This is a genomic window from Streptomyces lacaronensis (genome assembly GCF_047337785.1).
Classification (GTDB): Bacteria; Actinomycetota; Actinomycetes; order Streptomycetales; family Streptomycetaceae; genus Streptomyces; species Streptomyces lycopersici.
In genome coordinates this window covers 11,896,888-11,916,817 of sequence record NZ_JBLHDK010000003.1, presented here as the reverse complement: position 1 = coordinate 11,916,817, position 19,930 = coordinate 11,896,888, and the positions used below count along the sequence as shown (strand labels likewise).

2 protein-coding genes (1 of these 2 cut by a window edge) are annotated in these 19,930 nt (G+C 74.7%); both read right to left on the bottom strand.

Annotated features, from left to right (window positions below):
• Positions 1 to 2,945, bottom strand: the start of a protein-coding gene (locus tag ACMTAK_RS51110; protein WP_413812530.1) for a non-ribosomal peptide synthase/polyketide synthase. The gene continues 19,438 nt to the left of window position 1, outside the view; 2,945 of the gene's 22,383 nt are visible here — the first part of the coding sequence; the start codon lies at positions 2,943 to 2,945; its stop codon lies off the left edge, out of view.
• Positions 2,942 to 19,930: an amino acid adenylation domain-containing protein gene (locus tag ACMTAK_RS51105; protein WP_413812529.1), complete on the bottom strand. Its 16,989-nt coding sequence runs from the start codon at positions 19,928 to 19,930 to the stop codon at positions 2,942 to 2,944. Before ACMTAK_RS51105 ends, ACMTAK_RS51110 begins: the two co-directional genes overlap by 4 nt.

Genomic DNA, 19,930 nt, shown 5'->3' with positions numbered 1-19,930 from the left:
TCGGGTGCGCCGAGGACATCGGCGTACAGACCGCAGACGATCTCCTGCTCCGGCGTCGAGGGCGCGCGCCGGGCGCCCTGCGCCGCCGGTGCCGGCAGCGCGGCCTTGGCCACCTTGCCGTTGCGGGTCAGCGGAAGCTCGTCGAGGACGACGAAGGCGGCGGGCACCATGTAGCCGGGCAGCCGCTCCGCGATGTGCTCGCGCACCTCGTCCGCGCCGGCTCCCTCCAGCACCACGTACGCCACCAGGCGGCGGTCGCCGGGGCGGTCCTCGCGGACGGTGACGACGGCCTGCCGCACCGCGGCGTGGCCGCGCAGCGCGGACTCGATCTCACCGGTCTCGATGCGGAAGCCACGGATCTTGACCTGGTCGTCGGCCCGCCCGGCGAAGGTCAGCACCCCGGCGTCGGTCCAGGCCACCAGGTCGCCGGTACGGTACATGCGCTCCCCGGGCGCGCCGAACGGGGCGGCCACGAACCGCTCCGCGGTCAGCGCCGCCCGCCCCAGATAGCCCCGGGCGAGCCCCACCCCGCTCAGATACAGCTCGCCCACCGCGCCCACCGGCACCGGCCGCAGCGCCTGGTCCAGCACATAGGCACGCACGTTGTCCAGCGGTGTGCCGATGGACGGCGCGGCGCCGTCCGGGGTGAGCCCGTCGGTCATGGTGGCGGCGACCGTGGCCTCGGTCGGCCCGTACGCGTTGACCATATGACGCCCGGGGGCCCAGGCGGAGACCAGCTCGGCCGAGCACGCCTCGCCGCCCACCATCAGCCCGCGCACCGTGCCGAGGCTGTCGGCCGGCATCATCGACAGTGGCGATGGCGGGATCATCAGATGGGTGATCCGCCGCTCGTCGAGCAGCGTGGCCAGGTCGGGGCCCGGCGTGAGGCGCTCCTCGGGCGCGCACACCAGGGTGGCGCCGGTGAAGAGCGCCTTGGACAGCTCCCAGAACGAGGCGTCGAAGCTCGGGGAGACGAACTGCAGTACCCGGTCGCCCGGCCCCACCCGGTGCTTACGGCGCTGTACCGCGACGGCGTTGGCCAGACCCAGATGGCTCACCACGACGCCCTTGGGGCGCCCGGTGGAGCCGGAGGTGTAGATGACGTAGGCGGGGTGCAGCGGGTGCGGAGGAGCCGTGCGCTCCCGGCCGGTCAGCGGGGTGCGCGCGGTGTCCGCCAGCGCGGCGCCCAGCCCCGGGTCGTCCAGCGGCAGCACCTCGGCGGCACCGGTGGCGGGCAGCATCCGGGCGGCGCCGGTGGTGGTGAGCACCGCCGCGGGCCGCGCGTCGTCCAGGAGGAAGGCGATGCGCTCGCGCGGGTAGCGCAGGTCCACCGGCAGGTACGCGGCCCCGGCCTTGGCCACCGCGAGCACCGACAGCACGAACTCGATACCGCGCGGCAGCGCCAGCGCCACGACCCGCTCCGGCCCGATGCCACGGGCGGCCAGCCGGCGGGCCAGCTGATTGGCCCGCGCGTCCAGCTCCCCGTAGGTGAGGGTGGTCGACTCGTACTCGACGGCGACGGCCTCCGGTGCCCGGGCGGCCTGGGCCTCGAAGAGCTGGGCGAGGGTGGCCGGTTCGACGGGCCGGCCGGTGTCGTTGAACCGCACCAGCAGCCGCTGCCGCTCGGCCGCCCCCAGCAGGTCGAGACGCCCGACCAGCCGCTCCGGCTCGGCCACGAGGGTCTCCAGCAGCCGCCGCGCCCGGTCCAGCAGGGCCGCGGTCTCCCCGGCGCCGAACAGGTCGGGCTGGTAGCTCAGCCGCAGGTGCAGCCGCTCCCCGGGCAGCACCATGAGCGCGATCGGATAGTGGCTGTAGTCGGTGCCCTCGGAATCCAGGACGCGCAACCCGGTGCCGGGCAGGTTCTCGGCGTTGTGGTCGACGGGGAAGCTCTCGAACACCGTCATGGTGTCGAACAACTCGGCCCCGCCCGCCAGCCGCTGGATCGCGGCGAGCCCCAGGTGCTGGTGCGGCAGCAGCTCCGTCTGCTCGGCCTGGACCCGTACCAGCAGGTCCAGGAAGGACTCGCCGGGATCGACGCGCACCCGCACCGGCAGGGTGTTGAGGAACAGGCCGACCATGTTCTCCACACCCGGCAGCTCCGGAGGGCGGCCGGACACGGTGGTGCCGAAGACCACGTCACGGCGCCCGGTGAGCTGGCTCAACAGCAGCGCCCACACGCCCTGGACGACCGTGTTGAGGGTGAGCGAGTGGCGCCTGGCCAGCGCGGTGAGCGCGGTGGTCAGCGAACGGCTCAGGTCGAGGGTGGCCCGCTCGGGCAGTACCGCCATGCGGTCCGGCGCCACCGGCCGCACCACCATCGGCTCGGCGAGGCCGTCGAGCGCCTCGGCCCACGCCTGTTCGGCCGCGGGCCGGTCCTGCCCGGCCAGCCAGACGAGGAAGTCGCGGAACGGCGGGACCGGCGGCAGTTTGCTGTCATTGGTGCCGCCACGCGCGTACAGCGCGAACAACTCGCTCAACAGCAGCGGGATGGACCAGCCGTCCAGCAGGATGTGGTGGTGGGTGAAGAGCAGCCGGCAGCGCTCGGCACCCAGCCGGATCAGGGTGAACCGCAGCAGCGGCGGGCGCGCGAGGTCGAACCGGCGGGAGCGGTCCTCCTCCGTCAGCCGCGCCACCTCGGCCGCGCGCTCCTCGTCGGTCAGCCCGCTGAGGTCGTGCTCGGTCCAGGGGACCGGCACCTCCCGGATCACCAGCTGCACCGGCTGGGCGGAGCTGCGGTGCTGGAAGGACGTCCGGAGGTTGGCGTGGCGGCGCAGCACGGTGGCCGCGGCCGCCCGGAGGGCGTCGGCGTCCAGCCGGCCCTCCAGCTCGACGCTCAGCTGCGAGGTGTACAGGTCCACGCTGCGGTCGTCGTACAGGCTGTGGAAGAGCAGCCCCTCCTGCAACGGGGTGAGCGGCAGGATCGCTTCGACTGCCGATGTGCTCATTCCGGCAACCTCCAGTCAGATTCGAGGAGTGAGAGTTCGTCGTCCGAGAGCGACACCAGGGACCGGTCGACCGTCCCGTCGTCGGGCGGCGGTGGCGCGCTCGGCGCCTGTGCCCCCGCCGGTGTGGTGTCGGTGGGTGTGTCGGCGACGGCCGCCATGGCCGCCGCCGTCTTGTGCCGGAACACATCACGGGCCGTAAGGACCACACCGGCGGCCCGCAGACGGCTGACGAGCTGGATCGAGATGATGCTGTCGCCGCCCAGGTCGAAGAAGCTGTCCTCGGTGCCGACCGTGGACAGGGCCAGGACCTCGGCCATCACCGCGCAGACCAGGGCCTCCCGCTCGGTGCGCGGCGCCCGCGGAGTGGAACTGACGCTGAACTCCGGCGCGGGCAACGCCCGCCGGTCGAGCTTGCCGTTCACCGTCATGGGCAGTTCGTCGAGCGGGACGAACGCGGCGGGCACCATGTAGGCGGGCAGCTGCCGCTCGGCGTGGGCGCGCAGGTCGGCCACGAGGGTGCCCAGCCTGCGGGAGCCGAGGGGGTTGTTGACGTGTGCGCCGGGCTCCAGACGGGCGGTGGGGACGTACACATCGGTCAGGGCGGGTCCGCCGGCGCCGAAGACGGCGTCGAGCCGGCCCGGGGCACCGGAGGCATAGGTGACCTGCACCGGCAGCCCGAGACGGTCGGCCAGGGCATGAAGAGCTTCCGGATCGATCCCCGGCTCCTCCGGACGGCTGAGGACCTCCAGGGCTTCGGCGACCTGGCGCCCCTCGGTCAGGGCCTGCAGGGCGGCCTGTTCTCCGGCCAGCCGGGCATCGGGGATACCGGTGACCCGGACCGGCTCACCGCCGTACTCGGCCAGATGGTCTTCGAGACCGGTCAGACCGGTCAGGTCCACGCCATAACGCAGCCGGCTGATCCCGCCGAGGCCGCGTGCGTCCACCGGACCGGTGCGCAACACCACATCGAAGCGGTGACGGGTCAGCTCGTTGCCACCCGTACCGCGCTTGATCCGGACATCCACGGCCGTGTACGCGGGGATCTCACGGGCGACGGCGGCGAAGTACTCGGGGTCGACCAGAAGTTCCCTCTCCATCATGATCGCCTGCTCGACCGCCCGGGACACCGCGGCCCGGTCCTGATGCTCCACGTGCTGCCGCAGCCGGATCGCGGTCTGGAAGGCGCGCTGGGTGCGCAGATTGCGCTGGTCACCCAGGAAGACCGCACCACCGGGCACGACGAGACCGGACAGCGACTCCAACAGGTCCGTCAGATACGCCGCGCTGGGGAAGTACTGGGCGACGGAGTTGATGACCACGGTGTCGAAGAACCCGGTGGGCAGCCCCTCCAGCTCATGCGCGGCACGCAGCCTCAGCTCGACGCGCCCGAGGAGTTCCGGCCGGGCGGCGACCTGCTCGCGCAGCACGCCGATGGCCTCGGCGGAGAAGTCCAGACCCCAGTACGCCTCGCAGTCACCGGCCAGCTTGGCCAGCAGCAGACCACTGCCGACACCGATCTCCAGCACCCGGCGCGGCCGCAGGGCCCGGATCCGCTCCACAGTGGCGTCCCGCCACTCCCGCATCTCCCCCACCGGAATGTCCTCGCCGGTGTAACTGCTGGCCCAGCCGCTGAAGTCCTCACCGAACTCCTCCGGCCGCTCCACGCCGTACATCTGCGCGTACACCTGCTGCCACTGGTCGATCTGCTCCTCGGCGGACCCGCTCTTCGCCTGTGCGCCGTCCGCACCCGGCACCACGTACGCCACCAGCTGCGGATCCCCCGGGCGGTCCTCCCGCACCGTCACCACGGCCTCGTCCACCTCGGGGTGGTCCCGCAGGGTGCGCTCGATCTCGTCGGTCTCGATGCGGTAGCCGCGCACCTTGACCTGGTTGTCGGCCCGGCCGACGAACTCCTGCCGGCCGTCGGGGAGCCAGCGCACCAGGTCGCCGGTGCGGTACATCCGCTCACCCGGGGTGCCGAACGGGTCGGCGACGAACCGCTCGGCCGTCAGGGGCGCCCGGTGCAGATAGCCGCGGGCCAGCAGCCCGCCCGCGATGTACAGCTCGCCGGGGACGCCCACCGGAACCGGCCGCAGCCGCGAGTCCAGCACATACATCCGGGTGTTCCACGCGGGGCCGCCGAGGGTCACGACGCCGGGGCGCACCTCGTCACCCGGCGCGATCCGGTGGACGCTGCAGCCGACCGTGGTCTCGGTGGGGCCGTACTCGTTGTGCACGGTGGCCCGCGGGTTGCGGGCGCGCCAGTTGGCGAGTGCGGCGTCGGTCAGCGCCTCGCCGCCGATCACCAGATCGTCGACGGGGGAGAATTCCGGCGGCAGCGCGTCGAGCAGCCGCAGATGTGTGGGCGTCACCTTCAGGAACGACAGCGGGGCGGCGTCAAGCGCCTCGACGGTCTGCCGGTCCTCCTCCATCCCGGCCACGTGCAGCCGGCCACCGGAGAGCAGCGGCCCGAACAGCGCGGTCACCGTCAGGTCGAAGGAGATCGGCGAGTGCAGCAGCGCGGTGCCGCGCAGGCCCGGATAGATGTCCAGGGCCCAGTCCAGGTATTGCAGGACGGAGGCGTGGGCCACGGCCACGCCCTTGGGGCGACCGGTCGAGCCCGACGTGTAGATGACGTACGCGACGTTGCTCCGGTGCAGCGGACGGCGCCGCTCCGTGTCGTCGAGGGCATGGCCGGGACGCGCCGCGAGCTCCGCCCGGGTAGCGGGCGCGTCGAGGTACAGCCGGGGCCGGGCATCGTCCGCGGGCAGCTGGGAGGCCCCTTGCCCAGTGCAGAGCAGCAGCGTGGGCCGGGCGTCGTCGAGCATGAACCGGACGCGCTCGACGGGGTGGCGCGGATCGAGCGGCACATAACCCGCGCCCGCCTTGAGCACCGCGAACACCGCGACCAGCTGCTCGACCGACGCCGGAATCGCGATCGCCACCAGCGTCTCGGGGCCGACGCCGCGCTCCACCAGCAGCCGGGCGAGCCGGTTGGCCTCCTGGTCGAGCGTGGCGTAGTCCAGCGTGCGGTCGCCGCCGAGCAGCGCGGGGGCCGCCGGAGTGCGGGCCGCCTGCTCCTCGAAGCGGCTGACCAGGGTGCCGGTGGGGGCGGGGCGTGCGGTGTCGTTCCAGTCGACCAGCATGCGGCGGCGCTCGTCCTCGTCCATGATCGCGAGCGTGTCCAAGCCGCGGTCCGGTTCCTGGATCGCACTGCGCAGCAGCCGGATCAGCCGTCGTACGAAGCCTTCGACGGTCTCCGCGTCGAACAGGTCGGTGGCGTACTCCACGGACCCGTTCAGGCCGGCGGGCGAACCGTCGGAGTCATGTGTCTCGGTGAAGCCGAACATGAGGTCGAAGCGGGCGACCTTCATGCCCACGAATTCCTCCTCGCCCCGTACCTCGGGCAGGTCCACCACGGGTGTGGCGTCGTTCTGCAGCCCGAAGGCGACCTGGAACAACGGGTTGCGGGAGGGATCGCGCTCGGGCTTGAGAGCGTCCACCAGCCGCTCGAACGGCATGTCCTGGTGCGCGTAGGCGGCCAGGTCGGTCCGTCGCACCCGGTCCAGCAGCTCCCGGAAGCCGGGGTTGCCCGAGGTGTCGGTGCGCAGCACCAGGGTGTTGACGAAGAATCCGACCAGGTCCCGCACCGCCTCGTCGGTACGGCCCGCGATGGGGCTGCCCAGCGGGAGGTCCGTCCCCGCCCCGAGCCGGGTCAGCAGCGCCGCGAGCCCGGCCTGGAGCACCATGAATACCGTGACCCCGCACTGGCGGGCGAGCTCGGTGAGCCCGGTGTGCGTCTCGGCGTCCACCTGGAAGACCACATCGTCGCCGCGGTAGCTGGGCATGGCCGGGCGCGGGCGGTCGGTGGGCAGGGCCAGCTGCTCGGGCGCGCCCTCCAGGGCCTCGGTCCAGAACCGCAGTTGGCGGGCGAACGGGCTGTCCGGCCCGGCCTCCTCGGCCAGCAGCTCGTTCTGCCACAGGGTGTAGTCGCCGTACTGGATCGGAAGCGGTTCCCAGTCCGGGGCCTCGCCGTGCAGCCGGGCCGTGTAGGCGGTGCTGATGTCCCGGCACAGCGGGCCCATCGACCAGCCGTCACCGGCGATGTGGTGCACCACCACCAGCAGCACATGCGTCCGGGCGTCCAGACGCAGCAGCTCCACGCGCAGCGGCGGGTCCACCGCCAGGTCGAAGGGGCGGCGGGCCGCCCCGGTCAGCGCCTCGGCGACCCCGTCGGCGGCCACCGCGGTCACCGGCAGGTCGATCCGCAGCCCCTCGGGGTCCAGGACGCAGCTGCGGGGGATGCCGGCCTCTTCGGGGAAGACGGTGCGCAGCGCCTCGTGGCGGGCCATGACATCGGCCACCGCCGCGCGCAGCGCACCGGGGTCCAGCGGACCGTGGAGCCGCATCGCGATCGGCATGTTGTACGTGGCGCTGCCGCCCTCGTACCGGTCGATGAACCACAGCCGTCGCTGGGCGTGGGACAGTGGCAGCACCTCCGGGCGGGGCATCCGGCGCATCGCGGGCCGCAGCGCCGCCGTCTCCCGGCCGAACCAGGCCGCGACCCCGGCGACCGTCGGGCTGTCGAACAGGGCCCGCACCGGCAGCTCGGCCCCGAGCGTGGAACGGATGCGGCCGGCCAGCCGGCTGGCGAGCAGGGAGTGCCCACCGAGGTGGAAGAAGTCGTCGTCCACGCCGACCGCGGGCAGTCCGAGCACCTCGGCGAAGAGGGTGCTCAGCACCTGCTCCAGCACGGTGCGCGCGGGCCGGCCGGCCGCGGCCGGGGCCTGTGGTGCGGGGAGCGCGGCCCGGTCCAGCTTGTCGTTGGGCGTCCGCGGCCACGCGGTCATCGGTACGAACACCCGCGGCACCATGTGATCCGGAAGCGCCGCGGCGGCGGTGGCCGCGACCACGTCCAGGTCGAGGCCGGTGTCGTCCTCGGCCAGCAGATAGGCGACCAGGCGCGGTTCGCCCGGCTGGTCCTCCCGTACCAGCACGACGGCCTCGGCCACGCCCGGCGCTCCCGACAGGACGGCCTCGATCTCGGCGGGTTCGATCCGGAAGCCGCGCAGCTTCACCTGGTGGTCGGCCCGGCCGAGGAAGTCCAGTTCGCCGTCGGACCGCCAGCGCACCAGGTCGCCGGTGCGGTACATGCGCGCTCCGGGCGGACCGAAGGGGTCGGCGACGAACCGGTCGGCGGTCAGGTCCGGACGGCCCCGGTACCCACGGGCCAGTGGCAGGCCCGCGATGTACAGCTCGCCGGTGACACCGACCGGGGCCGGGGCCAGCGTGGTGTCCAGGACCCGCACCCGGGCGTGCGGTACGGGGCGGCCGATGGAGGGGCGGCCGCCGGTCAGCGGGCCGCTGACGGTCGCGCAGACCGTGGTCTCCGTGGGCCCGTACGCGTTGATCATGGTGCGGCCGGGGGCCCAGCGGGCGACGAGGTCGGCGCCGGTGGCCTCGCCCGCCACCACCAGGTCGGTCAGGCTGGGCAGTTCCTCCTCGCCCACCGCCCCGAGCGGGGTCGGCGGGATGGTGGCGTGGGTGACCCGGTGCTCGGCGATCAGTTCGGCGAGCGCGGGTCCCGGCAGCAGTCGGTGCTTGGGGGCGAGCACCAGGGTGGCGCCCGTCAGCAGCGCCATGCACACCTCCCACACCGAGGCGTCGAAGCTCGGCGACGCGAACTGCAGCACCCGGCTGCCGGGGCCCGCGCCGAGCCGGCGGGTGTGCAGATCGGCGAGTGCGGCCAGCGCGGCGTGGGTGACGACGACGCCCTTGGGGCGACCGGTCGACCCGGAGGTGTAAATCATGTAGGCGGCGTTGGCGGTGACCGGGGCGCCGGCCCGGTCGGCGTCGCCTAGGTCGGTGTCGGACGCCGCGGCGAGCGCGTCCGCGACCGCCGGGTCGTCCAGGCACAGCCGCGGCAGCACATCGGCGGGCGGCAGCGGGTCCTGGACGGCGTCGGCGGTGATGACGAGCACCGGCCGCGCGTCGTCGAGCATGAACGCGATGCGCTCGTGCGGGTAGTCGGTGTCGACCGGCAGATACGCGGCCCCGGCCTTCGCCACCGCCAGCACCGCGGTGATCCAGGCGACGGACCGGGGCAGGGCCACCGCCACGAACCGCTCGGGCCCGGCGCCCATCGCCACCAGGCGCCGGGCGAGCCGATTGGCGTGCCGGTTCAGCTCGTCATAGCTCAGCTCCTGGCTCTCCCAGCGGACCGCGCACGCCTGGGGCGCGCGGGCGGCCACCCGCTCGAACAGCGTGGCCAGATGGCCGTCCACCACCGGCTCGGCCGGGCCGCTGCCGGCCGACAGCAGCGCCTGGCGCTCGCCGTCGGCGAGCAGGTCCAGCCGCCCCACCCGGGCCTCCGGCCGGGTGGCGAACGCGGACACCGCACGGGCCAGCCGGTCCAGCATGGCCCGGGCGCCCGTGGTATCCAGCACATCGGGCTGGTAGGTGATGCGCAGTTCCAGCCGCTCTCCGGGGAAGGCGTGGAAGACGAACGGGTAGTGGCTGGCGTCCGTGCTCTCCGCGGACGTCACCTCCAGACCGGCCGCGCCGAGGTCGGGCAGCGCCTGCTGCAGCGGGAAGTTCTGGAACGAGATGACGGTGTCGAACAGTTCGCGCCGCCCCACGGTCCGCTGGATGTCGGCCAGCCCCAGGTGATGGTGGTCCAGCAGCCGCACCTGCCGCTCCTGGAGCAGCTTGGCCGTCTCCACCAGGGTCTGCTCGGGGCGCACCGCCGCCCGCACCGGGATGGTGTTGATGAACATGCCCAGCATGTCCTCCACACCGGGCAGCTGCGCCGGGCGGCCGGAGACGGTCGTGCCGAACACCACGTCGCTCTGTCCGGTGGCCCGTGCGATCAGCACGGCGAGCGCCGACTGCACCACCGTGTTGAGGGTCAGGCCGAATGTGCGGGCGGTGGCCGTCAGTGCGGCCGTCGTCTCCTCCGACAGCTCGGCGGTGAGCCGCTCCGGGACCACGACCGCGCCGGACCGCTCCCCCGGCGCCAGCAACGTGGCGTCCCCCAGACCGGCCAGTTCCTCGCTCCAGGCGCGCTCGGCCGCCGCCCGGTCCTGTCGGCCCAGCCAGGCCAGATAGTCCCGGTAGGCGAACGGCGGCCGCGCGGCGCCGCCACCGCCGTACAGCGCGAACAGCTCGGCGAACAGCATCGGCATCGACCAGCCGTCCACCAGCATGTGGTGGTTGGTGAACAGCAGCGCGCAACGGTCGGGGCCCAGGGTCACGACCGTGAAGCGCAGCAGCGGTGCGCTGCCCAGGTCGAAGCGGTGCCCGCGTTCCCGCTCCACCAGCCGCGCCAGCCGGCTCTCGCGTACCTCCGGCGCGCAACCGGACAGATCCACCTCCGCCCACGGCAGCTGGACCGCGTCCACGACCACGCCGACGGTCTCACGCAGACCGTCCTGCCGGAACTCGGTGCGCAACAGCGGATGGCGGCGGAGCAGCTCGTCCCACGCGGCGCGCAGCCGCGCGGTGTCCAGCGGGCCCCGCACCTCCAGGGTGAGCAGCGAGGTGTACAGGTCGACCTGGCCCTCGCTCAGCTGACTCTGGAACATCAGGCCCTGCTGCAGCGGGGCGAGCGGCACCACGTCCACCAGCGCGGGCTGGGCGGCCTCCAGCCGCTCCACCTCGTGCAGGGACAGCGACACCAGCGGGAAGTCGGACGGGGTGCGGCCGCCCGCGCCGGGCCGGGCGGCGTACGCGGCCAGCGCCTCCACCGACCGCAGCCACGCCTGCGACAGCTCCCGTACATCCGCTTCGGACAGCAGCTCGCCCGCCCAGGTCCAGGTGGCCACCAGTGTGGGGCCCTCCGGCTGGTCCTGGGTGACCAGGGTGAGGTCGACGGCGTGCTCCAGCGGCATCCCCGGGTCGGCCCCGCCGAGCGGCCCGGCCGCGCCGATCGGCGCCCAGTCCTCCTCCGTCCGCCCGGCGGTGAACCGGCCCAGATAGTTGAAGCCCCACGCGGCGCGCGGCAGCTCGGCCAGCGTCGCGGCGGTGCGCGGATTGAGGTACCGCAGCAGGCCGTATCCGGCGCCGTCGCCGGGGACGGCCCGGATCTGCTCCTTGATCCGCTTGACCGCCTGGCCGAGGGAGGGGCCGCCGGCCGCGACGTCCGCCCAGTCCAGCGGGCCGGGGTCGAGCCGCACCGGGTGTTGCTCGGTGAACCAGCCGACCGTACGGGACAGATCGGCGCCCTCCAGCAGGTCGTGCCGGCCGTGGCTCTCCACGTCCACCAGCGGACCGTCCGGGTGCAGGCCCCGGCGGCGCCGCCAGTCGGCGACCGCGACCGCGAACCCGGCCAGCAGCACCTCGTTCACCCCGGTGGCGAAGGCGGTGGGCAGCGTGGTGAGCAGCGGCGCGGTGTGCGCGGCGGTTACGGTCACGGTCAATGTGCGGGCCGTGGCGGCCACGTCCCGGGCCGGGTCCAGCGGGCGGTCGGCCACCGGCAGGTCCGGGGTGCGCAGCAGCCCCGTCCACACCTCCAGCTCCCGCGCCACCTCCGGAGTGCGCGCCAGCGCGGCCAACCCGGTGGCCCAGGTCCGCAGCGAGGTGCCGGCCGGCGGCAGCTGGGCCCGCCGGCCGGCGGCCCGCGCCTGCCAGGCCAGGGCCAGATCCTCCAGCAGGATCCGCCAGGACACGCCGTCGACGGCCAGGTGGTGGACGCTCAGCAGCAGCCGCCCGGCACGCTCGGGGCCGGGATCGAACCACACGGCGTCCAGGAGGGTGCCGGCCGCCGGGTTCAGCCGGGCCCGCGCTCCGGGGAGTGCCGCGTCCAGCGCGGCGGCGAAGGCGTCCTCGTACGCGTCGGGGCCGCCGTCCGCCCCGGCCGCCGTGACCTCGACTGTGGTCAGCGATGGAGCGGCGGACACCTGACCGGGTTCGCGCACGGTCAGCCGCCAGTCGCCGTCCCCGACGTCCAGCCGCAACCGCAGCGCGTCGTGGTGGTCGACCAGGTCCTGCAGGACCTCCCTGAGCGTGTCCGCGCCGGCGCCCGCGGGCACCGCCACCACGAACGCCTGGTGGAAGCCGTCGTTGGGGCCGCCGAGTTCGCGCTGCGCCGCGACGATCGGGGTGAGCGGCAGCTCACCCGGGGCCGACGGGTCACGGGTGGCGACCGTCTCGTCCTGGGTCACCGGTGTGGCCGCGGCCGCGAGGGCCGCCACGGTGCGGCGGGTGAAGACATCACGCGGACTCAGGCCCAGCCCCGCCCGGCGGGCACGGCTGACCAGCTGGATGGAGATGATGCTGTCGCCGCCGAGGGCGAAGAAGTCGTCATCGGCACCGACCGCGGGCAACCCCAGTACCTCGGCGAACAGTGCGCACAGCGTGTGCTCGGCCGGAGTGGCCGCGGGCCGCGAGAGGGCCACGGCGGCAAAGTCGGGCGCCGGCAGGGCGCCGGTGTCCAGTTTGCCGTTCGCGGTCAGCGGCAGCTCGGCCATCGGTACCACCGCGGCCGGGACCATGTACTCCGGAAGTGCCCGGGCGAGATGGTCGCGCAGCTCCGCCGGGTCGCAGGGGCCCGCGGCGGCGACGGCGTACGCCACCAGCCGGGTCACCCCCGGGGTGTCGGTGCGGGTCACCACGGCCGCCCGGGCCACCGCGGGGTGACCGGTGAGCGCCGCCTCGATCTCACCGAGCTCGATGCGGTGCCCGCGGACCTTGACCTGTTCGTCCGCGCGGCCGAGGAACTCGATCTGCCCCTCGGCCGACCAGCGCACCACATCGCCGGTCCGGTACATCCGGCCGCCGGGGACGAACGGGTCGGCGACGAACCGATCCGCTGTCAGCGCCGGCCGCCCGGCATAGCCGCGCGCCAGCTGCGGCCCGGACAGATACAGCTCCCCGGGGGCGCCCGGGGGCACCGGCCGCAGCGCGCCGTCCAGGAGGTACGCCCGTCCACCGCGCAGCGGCCGTCCGACCACGGGGTGTTCCGCGGAGGCCAGCGGAGCCGACAGGGCGTCGATCGTGAACTCGGTGGGACCGTAGAAGTTGTGCGCGGCGGTCGCCGGGGCCGCCGCGCGCAGCCGGCCCCACAGGCCCGGACCGAGCGCCTCGCCGCCGAGCATCAGCACCGCGGGCGCCGCATCGGCCTCCAGCAGGCCCGCGTCCAGCAGCCGCGCGGCGTAGGAGGGGGTGATGTCGAGGAAGTCGACGCGATGCTCGGCGACATACGCCACCAGGGCCAGTGGATCGCGGCGCGTGTCGTCGTCCACCACGTGGAGTTCATGGCCCGCGAGCATCCACAGCACCCCGTCGAAGGAGGTGTCGAACGACAGCGACGCGGTCATCGCGGCCCGGAAGCGGCGTCCCCCCGCGGCCGCCACCGCCGGCTCGATCAGGTCGCGCCGGTGGGCCGCGAACAGGCTCACCAGGTTGCGGTGTTCGACTCCCACGCCCTTGGGCACACCGGTGGAGCCGGAGGTGTGGATGAGGTACGCCAGGTTCTCCGGCCGCACCGCGCCGCGGCGCTCCTCGTCGGCCAGGGCCTGTCCGGGCAGCGCGGCCAGTTCGGCCGCGGTCCGTGGGTCGTCGACGACGACCAGGGGCGCGCCGGTGCGGGCCGGGGCCAGTCCGGTCGCGGTCACGACCGCGACCGGGGCGGTGTCCTCGAGCACGAAGCGGATCCGCTCGGCCGGAAGCCCGGGGTCGATGGGCACGTATGCGGCGCCCGCTTTCAGCACCGCGAACAGGGCGACGATCGCGTCCACGCCGCGAGGCAGCAGCAGCCCGACCGTGTGCTCGGGCCCGGCGCCCCGGGCGGCCAGGAGCCGGGCGAGCCGGTTCGCCCGCTCCTCCAGCTGGGCGTACGTCAGCGTGCCGCCCTCGCCGACCAGCGCCGTACGGTCCGGGGTGCGGGCCGCGGCCTCCTCCAGTAGTCCGCCGACGGTGCCGGCCGCGGCGGGGGCGGCCGCGCCCCGGCCCCAGCCGAGGACGGTACGGTGCGTGGCGGGGTCCAGCAGCCGCACCCGGCCCACCGGCTGCTCCAGGTCGTCGGCCAGGCGCGCCAGGACCTGGTGCAGGCAGGACGCGACGGCCCGCACCTGCTCGGCGGTGAACACATCGGTGCGGTGGCCCAGGCGCAGCCGCAGCGCGTCGCCCGTCATCACCGCGATGCTCAGCGGGTAGTGGGTGTCGTCGCGGCCGTCGATGCCCGCCACCTGCCAGGCGCCGTCGGCCGCCCGCAGCGACTCGGGCGGGAACGGATAGTTCTCGATCACCAGCAGGGTGTCGAACAGCTCGCCCACCCCACCCAGGCGCTGCACCGCCGCCAGCGGCAGGTGCTGATGGGCGGTCTGCTCGGCCTGCTCCCGCTGCAGACGCTCCAGCAGGGCGCGCACCGGCTCGTCCAGGCGGAACCTCGCCCGCACCGGGAGGGTGTTGATGAACAGGCCCACCATCGACTCGACGCCGTCGACCTCCGCGGGCCGCCCGGCGACGGTACCGCCGAAGACCACGTCCCGCGACCCGGTCAGGGCGCCGAGGACGATGGCCCACGCGCCCTGTACCAGGGTGCCCAGGGTGAGGCCGTGGCGGCGGCCCGTGGCCGCCAGGGCAGCGGTGAGCGGTGCGCCGAGGTCCACGGCCAGCTCCTCGACGCCGCCGCCGGCGGGCGGGGCGTCCGCCGGGGCGAGCCGGGTCGGCCCCGGCAGGTCCGCCAGCGCCGCCCGCCACGCCGCCTCGGCCGCCTCCCGGTCCTGGCCGCGCAGCCAGTCGAGGTATCGGTGGTACGGCGGCACGGCCGGGGGCGTGGCCGGGCCGGCGTCCGCCCCTTCCGCGGCGTACGCGGTGCGGACGTCGCGTAGCAGCAGCGGCACCGACCAGCCGTCCAGCAGCAGGTGGTGATGGCGGAAGACCAGGATGTGCCGGTCCTCGCCGGTGTGCGCCAGCAGGAACTGGAACAGCGGCGGCCGGTCCGGGGTGAACCGCGGCTGCTCGGCCGACACCCGCTCCAGCTCCGCCGCGCGCGCCCCCTCGTCCAGATGGCGCAGGTCGATCCGGCGCCAGGGCACCGTGAGCGCCCGGGGCACGAACTGCACCGGCGCCCCGGACCCGTCGTCCCAGAAACCCGCGCGCAGCTGGGGGTGGCGGCGCAGCGTGGCCTCCACCGCCCGCCGCAGCCGCTCCGGGTCGACCGTGCCCTCGAGCGCGAAGCGGAACTCGACGGTGTACGCGTCGGGCTGCTCGGTGTCGTAGGCGGCGTGGAACAGCAGGCCCCGCTGGAGCGGGGCGAGCGGCAGCACGTCGGCGAGCGGCCCCGACGCGGCCGCCAGCGTGTCCAGCTGGTCCTGCGTCAGCCCGGCCAGGGGGACGTCGGCGGGGGTGAGGCCGCCGCTGCCGGGGCGGGCGGCATGGGCGGCCAGGCCGTCCAGCGCCCGGCGCCACCTCTGGGCCAGCGCCTCGAGCGCCGCCTCGTCCAGTACGCCGTCGGGCCAGGACAGCACCGCGGTGAGCTCCGGCCCGTCGGCCCCGTCCTGGGCCACCACGTCGACCTGCAAGGCGTGCGAGACCGGCATCGCCGGGTCGTCGCCCCCGCCGAACCCCTCCAGGCCCGGCAGCGGCGTCCAGGGCCGCCCGGGGTCGGCCGCACCGAACCGCCCCAGGTAGTTGAAGAGGATCTGCGGCCGGGCCCCGTCGTCCGGCAGGGTTCCCGGCGGGGCCAGATAGCGCAGTACGCCGTAGCCGACGCCGCCGTCCGGGACCTCCCGCAGCCGCTCCTTGACCTCCCGCAGGGCCTGCCCGGCGGCCGCGCCACCCGCGGCGAACTCGTCGAAGTCGAGGGCGCCCAGGCTCAGGCGGACCGGGAAGAGGGCCGTCAGCCAGCCCACCGTGCGGGTCAGGTCGGCCCCGTCGACCACCGCGTCGCGGCCATGGCCCTCCAGGTCCAGCAGCACCTCCGGCGCCGCGCCGCCGTGCTCCCGCCGCCAGTCGGCGACCGCGGCGGCGAACCCGGCCAGCAGCACCTCACGCGCCCCGGTGTGGAACGCGGCCGGGACGGTGGTCAGCACGGACTCGGCCGGGCCGGCGGGCAGCGTGACCGTCATCTGCCGCCGCGCTCCGGCCACATCGGCCGCCGGGTCCAGCGGCCGGGCCCCCAGGGTCGGCTCCTCGGCGGAGGTCAGCACCGCCCGCCAGTACGCCGCCTCCCCGTCCCGGGCGCCGGTCGCCGCCTGCTCGGCCAGTAGCCCGGCGAAGCGGCGCAGCGAGGTGGCCGCGGGTGCGGGCCGCGGGTCGCGGCCCTCGCGCACCGCGGTGAAGGCGGCCGCCAGATCGGGCAGCAGGACGCGCCAGGAGACGCCGTCGATCACCAGGTGGTGGATGGCCAGCACCATCCGCCCGGGCCGGTCGGGACCCGCGTCGCACCACACCGCCCGCAGCATCGTTCCGGTGCGCGGGGCCAGCCGGTCCACCGCGGCGCGCACCGCCGCCGCGGTCGCCTCGGCCCGCGCGTCGCCGTCGGCGAGCGGCACCCGCCGCAGGCGGTCGGCGGCCCGCACAGCGCCGGGCGGGGCGACGGCCAGCCGCCACGGGCCGTCGCCGTCGTCCAGCAGCCGGGCGCGCAGCGCGTCATGGCCGTCCAGGAGCGCCTGCAGGGCCGCGGTCAGCTCCTCCTGACGCGCGCCGGGCGGGGTGGTGAACGTCATCACCTGGTGGTAGCGGTCGATGGCGCCGCCCCGCTCCTGGAGCCAGCGGATCACCGGGGTCGCGGGCAGCTCACCGGTGCCGTCGTCACCGTCACCGCCCTGGGCCGCGCCACGTTCGGCCACCGCGGCCAGCGCCTCGACCGTGCGGCACCCGAACACCTCACGCGTGGTGAACCGCAGCCCCGCGCGGCGGGCCGCGCCGACCAGCTGGATCGAGACGATACTGTCGCCGCCCAGGGTGAAGAAGTCGTCGTCGACGCCGACCCGCTCCAGGTTCAGCAGCTCGGCGACGATGTCGCAGAGCACCGTCTCCTCTTCGGTGCGCGGCTGCCGCCCCGACACCTCGGCGCCCGGGTCGGGGGCGGGCAGCGCGGCGCGGTCGACCTTGCCGTTGACGGTCAGCGGAAGCGTCGGCAAGGTCACGAACGCGCCGGGGACCATGTAGTCCGGCAGCGCCGCCACGGCCCCCGCGCGCAGCGCCGACACCTCCGGCGTCGCACCGGAGGCGGGCACCACATAGGCCACCAGCGTGGTCTGTCCGGGCCGGTCCGTCCGGGGCACCACGGCCGCCTGCGCGACCCCCGGCAGATCCGCGAGGACGGCGGCGACCTCACCGGGTTCGACGCGGAACCCGCGGATCTGCACCTGATCGTCGGCCCGGCCCAGGTATTCGAGCGCGCCGTCCGCGCGCCGCCGGGCGAGGTCGCCGGTGCGGTACATCCGCTCGCCCGGGCGGCCGAAGGGCGCGGCCACGAAGCGGCTCGCGGTCATCCCGTGACGGCCCAGGTAACCGCGGGCGAGGCCGGGACCGGTCACATACATCTCGCCCACGGCGCCCTCGGGCACCGGCTGCAGCGCCTGGTCGAGCACCAGCACCCGAAGGTCGCCGAGCGGGCCGCCGATGAGGCTGCCGGACGCGCGGGACGCCGTGGCGCGGTCGAGCCCGAGGTGGGTGACATGGACCGTGGTCTCGGTGATTCCGTACATGTTGGAGAGCACGGGCGCGTCCTCGGCGCGGTGGTCGTACCAGGCTTCGAGCCGCCCCAGGTCGAGCGCCTCGCCGCCGAACACCACGTGGCGCAGGACCAAGTGGCGTTCGGACCGCTCCCGGTCGGCCTGGATGAGCGGGTAGAAGGCCGACGGCGTCTGGTTCAGGACCGTCACCCGCTGCTCGGCCAGCAGGTCCAGGAAGTCCTCGGGGGAACGGGAGACGTCGAACGGGACGACCACCAGCCGCCCGCCGTGCAGCAGTGGACCCCACACCTCCCACACGGAGAAGTCGAAGGCGAACGAGTGGAACATGGTCCACACGTCCTCCGGGCCGAACGCGAGGTGCTCGGCGGCCGCGGTGAACAGCCGGGTGACATTGCGGTGGGTGACGACGACGCCCTTGGGCCGCCCGGTCGAGCCCGAGGTGTAGATGACATACGCCGGGCAGTCCGGCCGGAGCTCGGGCACGGCCGGGTCGGTCGCGGGCTCCCGGGCCATGGCCGCACGGACCTCGGGCGCGTCGACGACCAGCCGCGGCACCGCGTCCCCGGTGTGCGTGCCGACCGCGGCATCCACCTCGGCGGCGGTCACCAGCAGCGCGGGACGGGCGTTGCCGAGGATGAGGGCCAGCCGGTCGGCCGGGGCCGCGGGGTCCAGCGGCACATACGCGGCGCCGGCCTTCAACACGGCCAGGATCGCGACGACCTGGTCCAGCGAGCGGGGCAGCGCGAGGGCCACCAGCCGCTCCGGGCCCGCACCGCGATGGATCAGACGGCGCGCCAGCTGATTGGCCCGGGCGTTCAGTTCGCCATAGGTCAGCGTGGTGTCGCCGCAGGTCAGCGCCGGAGCGTAGGGCGTACGCCGGGCCTGGTGGGCGAACAGCCCGGACAGCGTGGCAGGCGCCCGCGGAGACGTCGTACGGGGGCGGGGCGCGGCCTCGGCGAGCGCACGGGCGCGCTCGTCGGGCGTCGTGATGTCCAGCCGGCCGAGCCGAGTGTCCACATCGGCGCGGGCCAGCCGCTCCAGGAGGTGCCCGAGCCGCTGCTGGTGCGCGGCGACATCGGCCTCCTCGTAGCGGTCCGCGTTGCCGTCCAGTTCGATCCTCAGCCCGGCGCCGCCGGGGCGGACGGAGACGACGACCGAGAAGTCGTCGGTGGGCCCGATGGAGAGGTTGTGAACGGTGACGGGGCAGCCGTCGAATGCCAGTTCGGCAGCGAAGGACATGATGTTGACCTGCGGGCCGAACAGGGGCGTGAGGCCGTCGGGGCCGCCGTGCTCGCGGCGGAGGTCCTCGTAGCGGTACCGCTGGTGCCGCAGGATCGCGCGCAGCCGCCGGGACACCTGGCGCAGCGCCTCGCCGACGGTCAGGCCCGGACCCAGATCGAGCCGCAGCGGCAGCAGATTGGACATCATGCCCGGAGTCCGTTGCGGGGCTTGGCCGATCCGGGACGCGACCGGCACACCGAGGGTGACCTCGCTGGTCCCGGACATCCGCCGCACATAGACGGCGACCGCCGTGAGCACCGCGATCGGCCAGGGCAGCGCGGCCTCGCGCGCCACGTCCCGCAGACGGTCCAGCTGGGGCGCGTCCAGCGTCATCCCGCGCCGCACCTTCTCCCGTGGCGGCGCGGGCGGTCCGGCACTGAGCGACGCCGGTGCCGGTGCGTCCGCGAGCTCCCGCGCCCAGAACGCACGGTCGGCCTCGAACTGCTCCGACGCACGGTATGCGGTGTCCGCCTCGACCAGCTCCGCCAGCGGGGGGAACGGCGTGCCCACGGCCACACCCCCGGTGCCCGCCGCGTTGTACAGCTCCGTGACCCGCCGGGCCACCGCGGCCACCGTGAACCCGTCGCCCACCAGGTGGTGGTAGTGGTGGAACCAGAAGAACCGATCCGGCGCCAGGGCGAACAGCACGCATCCGAAGAGCGGGTCCCCGCCCAGGTCGAGCGGGGTACGCAGCCGCTCCCACATCGCCTGCTCGGCGACGGCCCGAGGATCGGCCTCCCGGCACAGATCCACCACCGGCAGCGTCCAGTCGCCCACGGGCGTGACGACCTGCCGGGGCCCGTCGGGTCCGTCCACCACCCGCACCCGCAGCGTCTCGGCCTCCTCCAGCGTCCGCCGGACCGCTGCCTCCAGCCGCGCGGCGTCCACCGGGCGTGCGACCTCCAGGTACTCCCCGCCCTGGTAAGCGGTGCTGAGCGGGGCGAGCTGCTGGGCATGCCAGATGCCCAGCTGCGCGGCGGTCAGCGGCAGTTCCCGCCGCTCGCGGCCGTCCGCCGCCTCGCGCTCATCCGTGGCGCGCCCCGAGGTCTCGCTAAACAC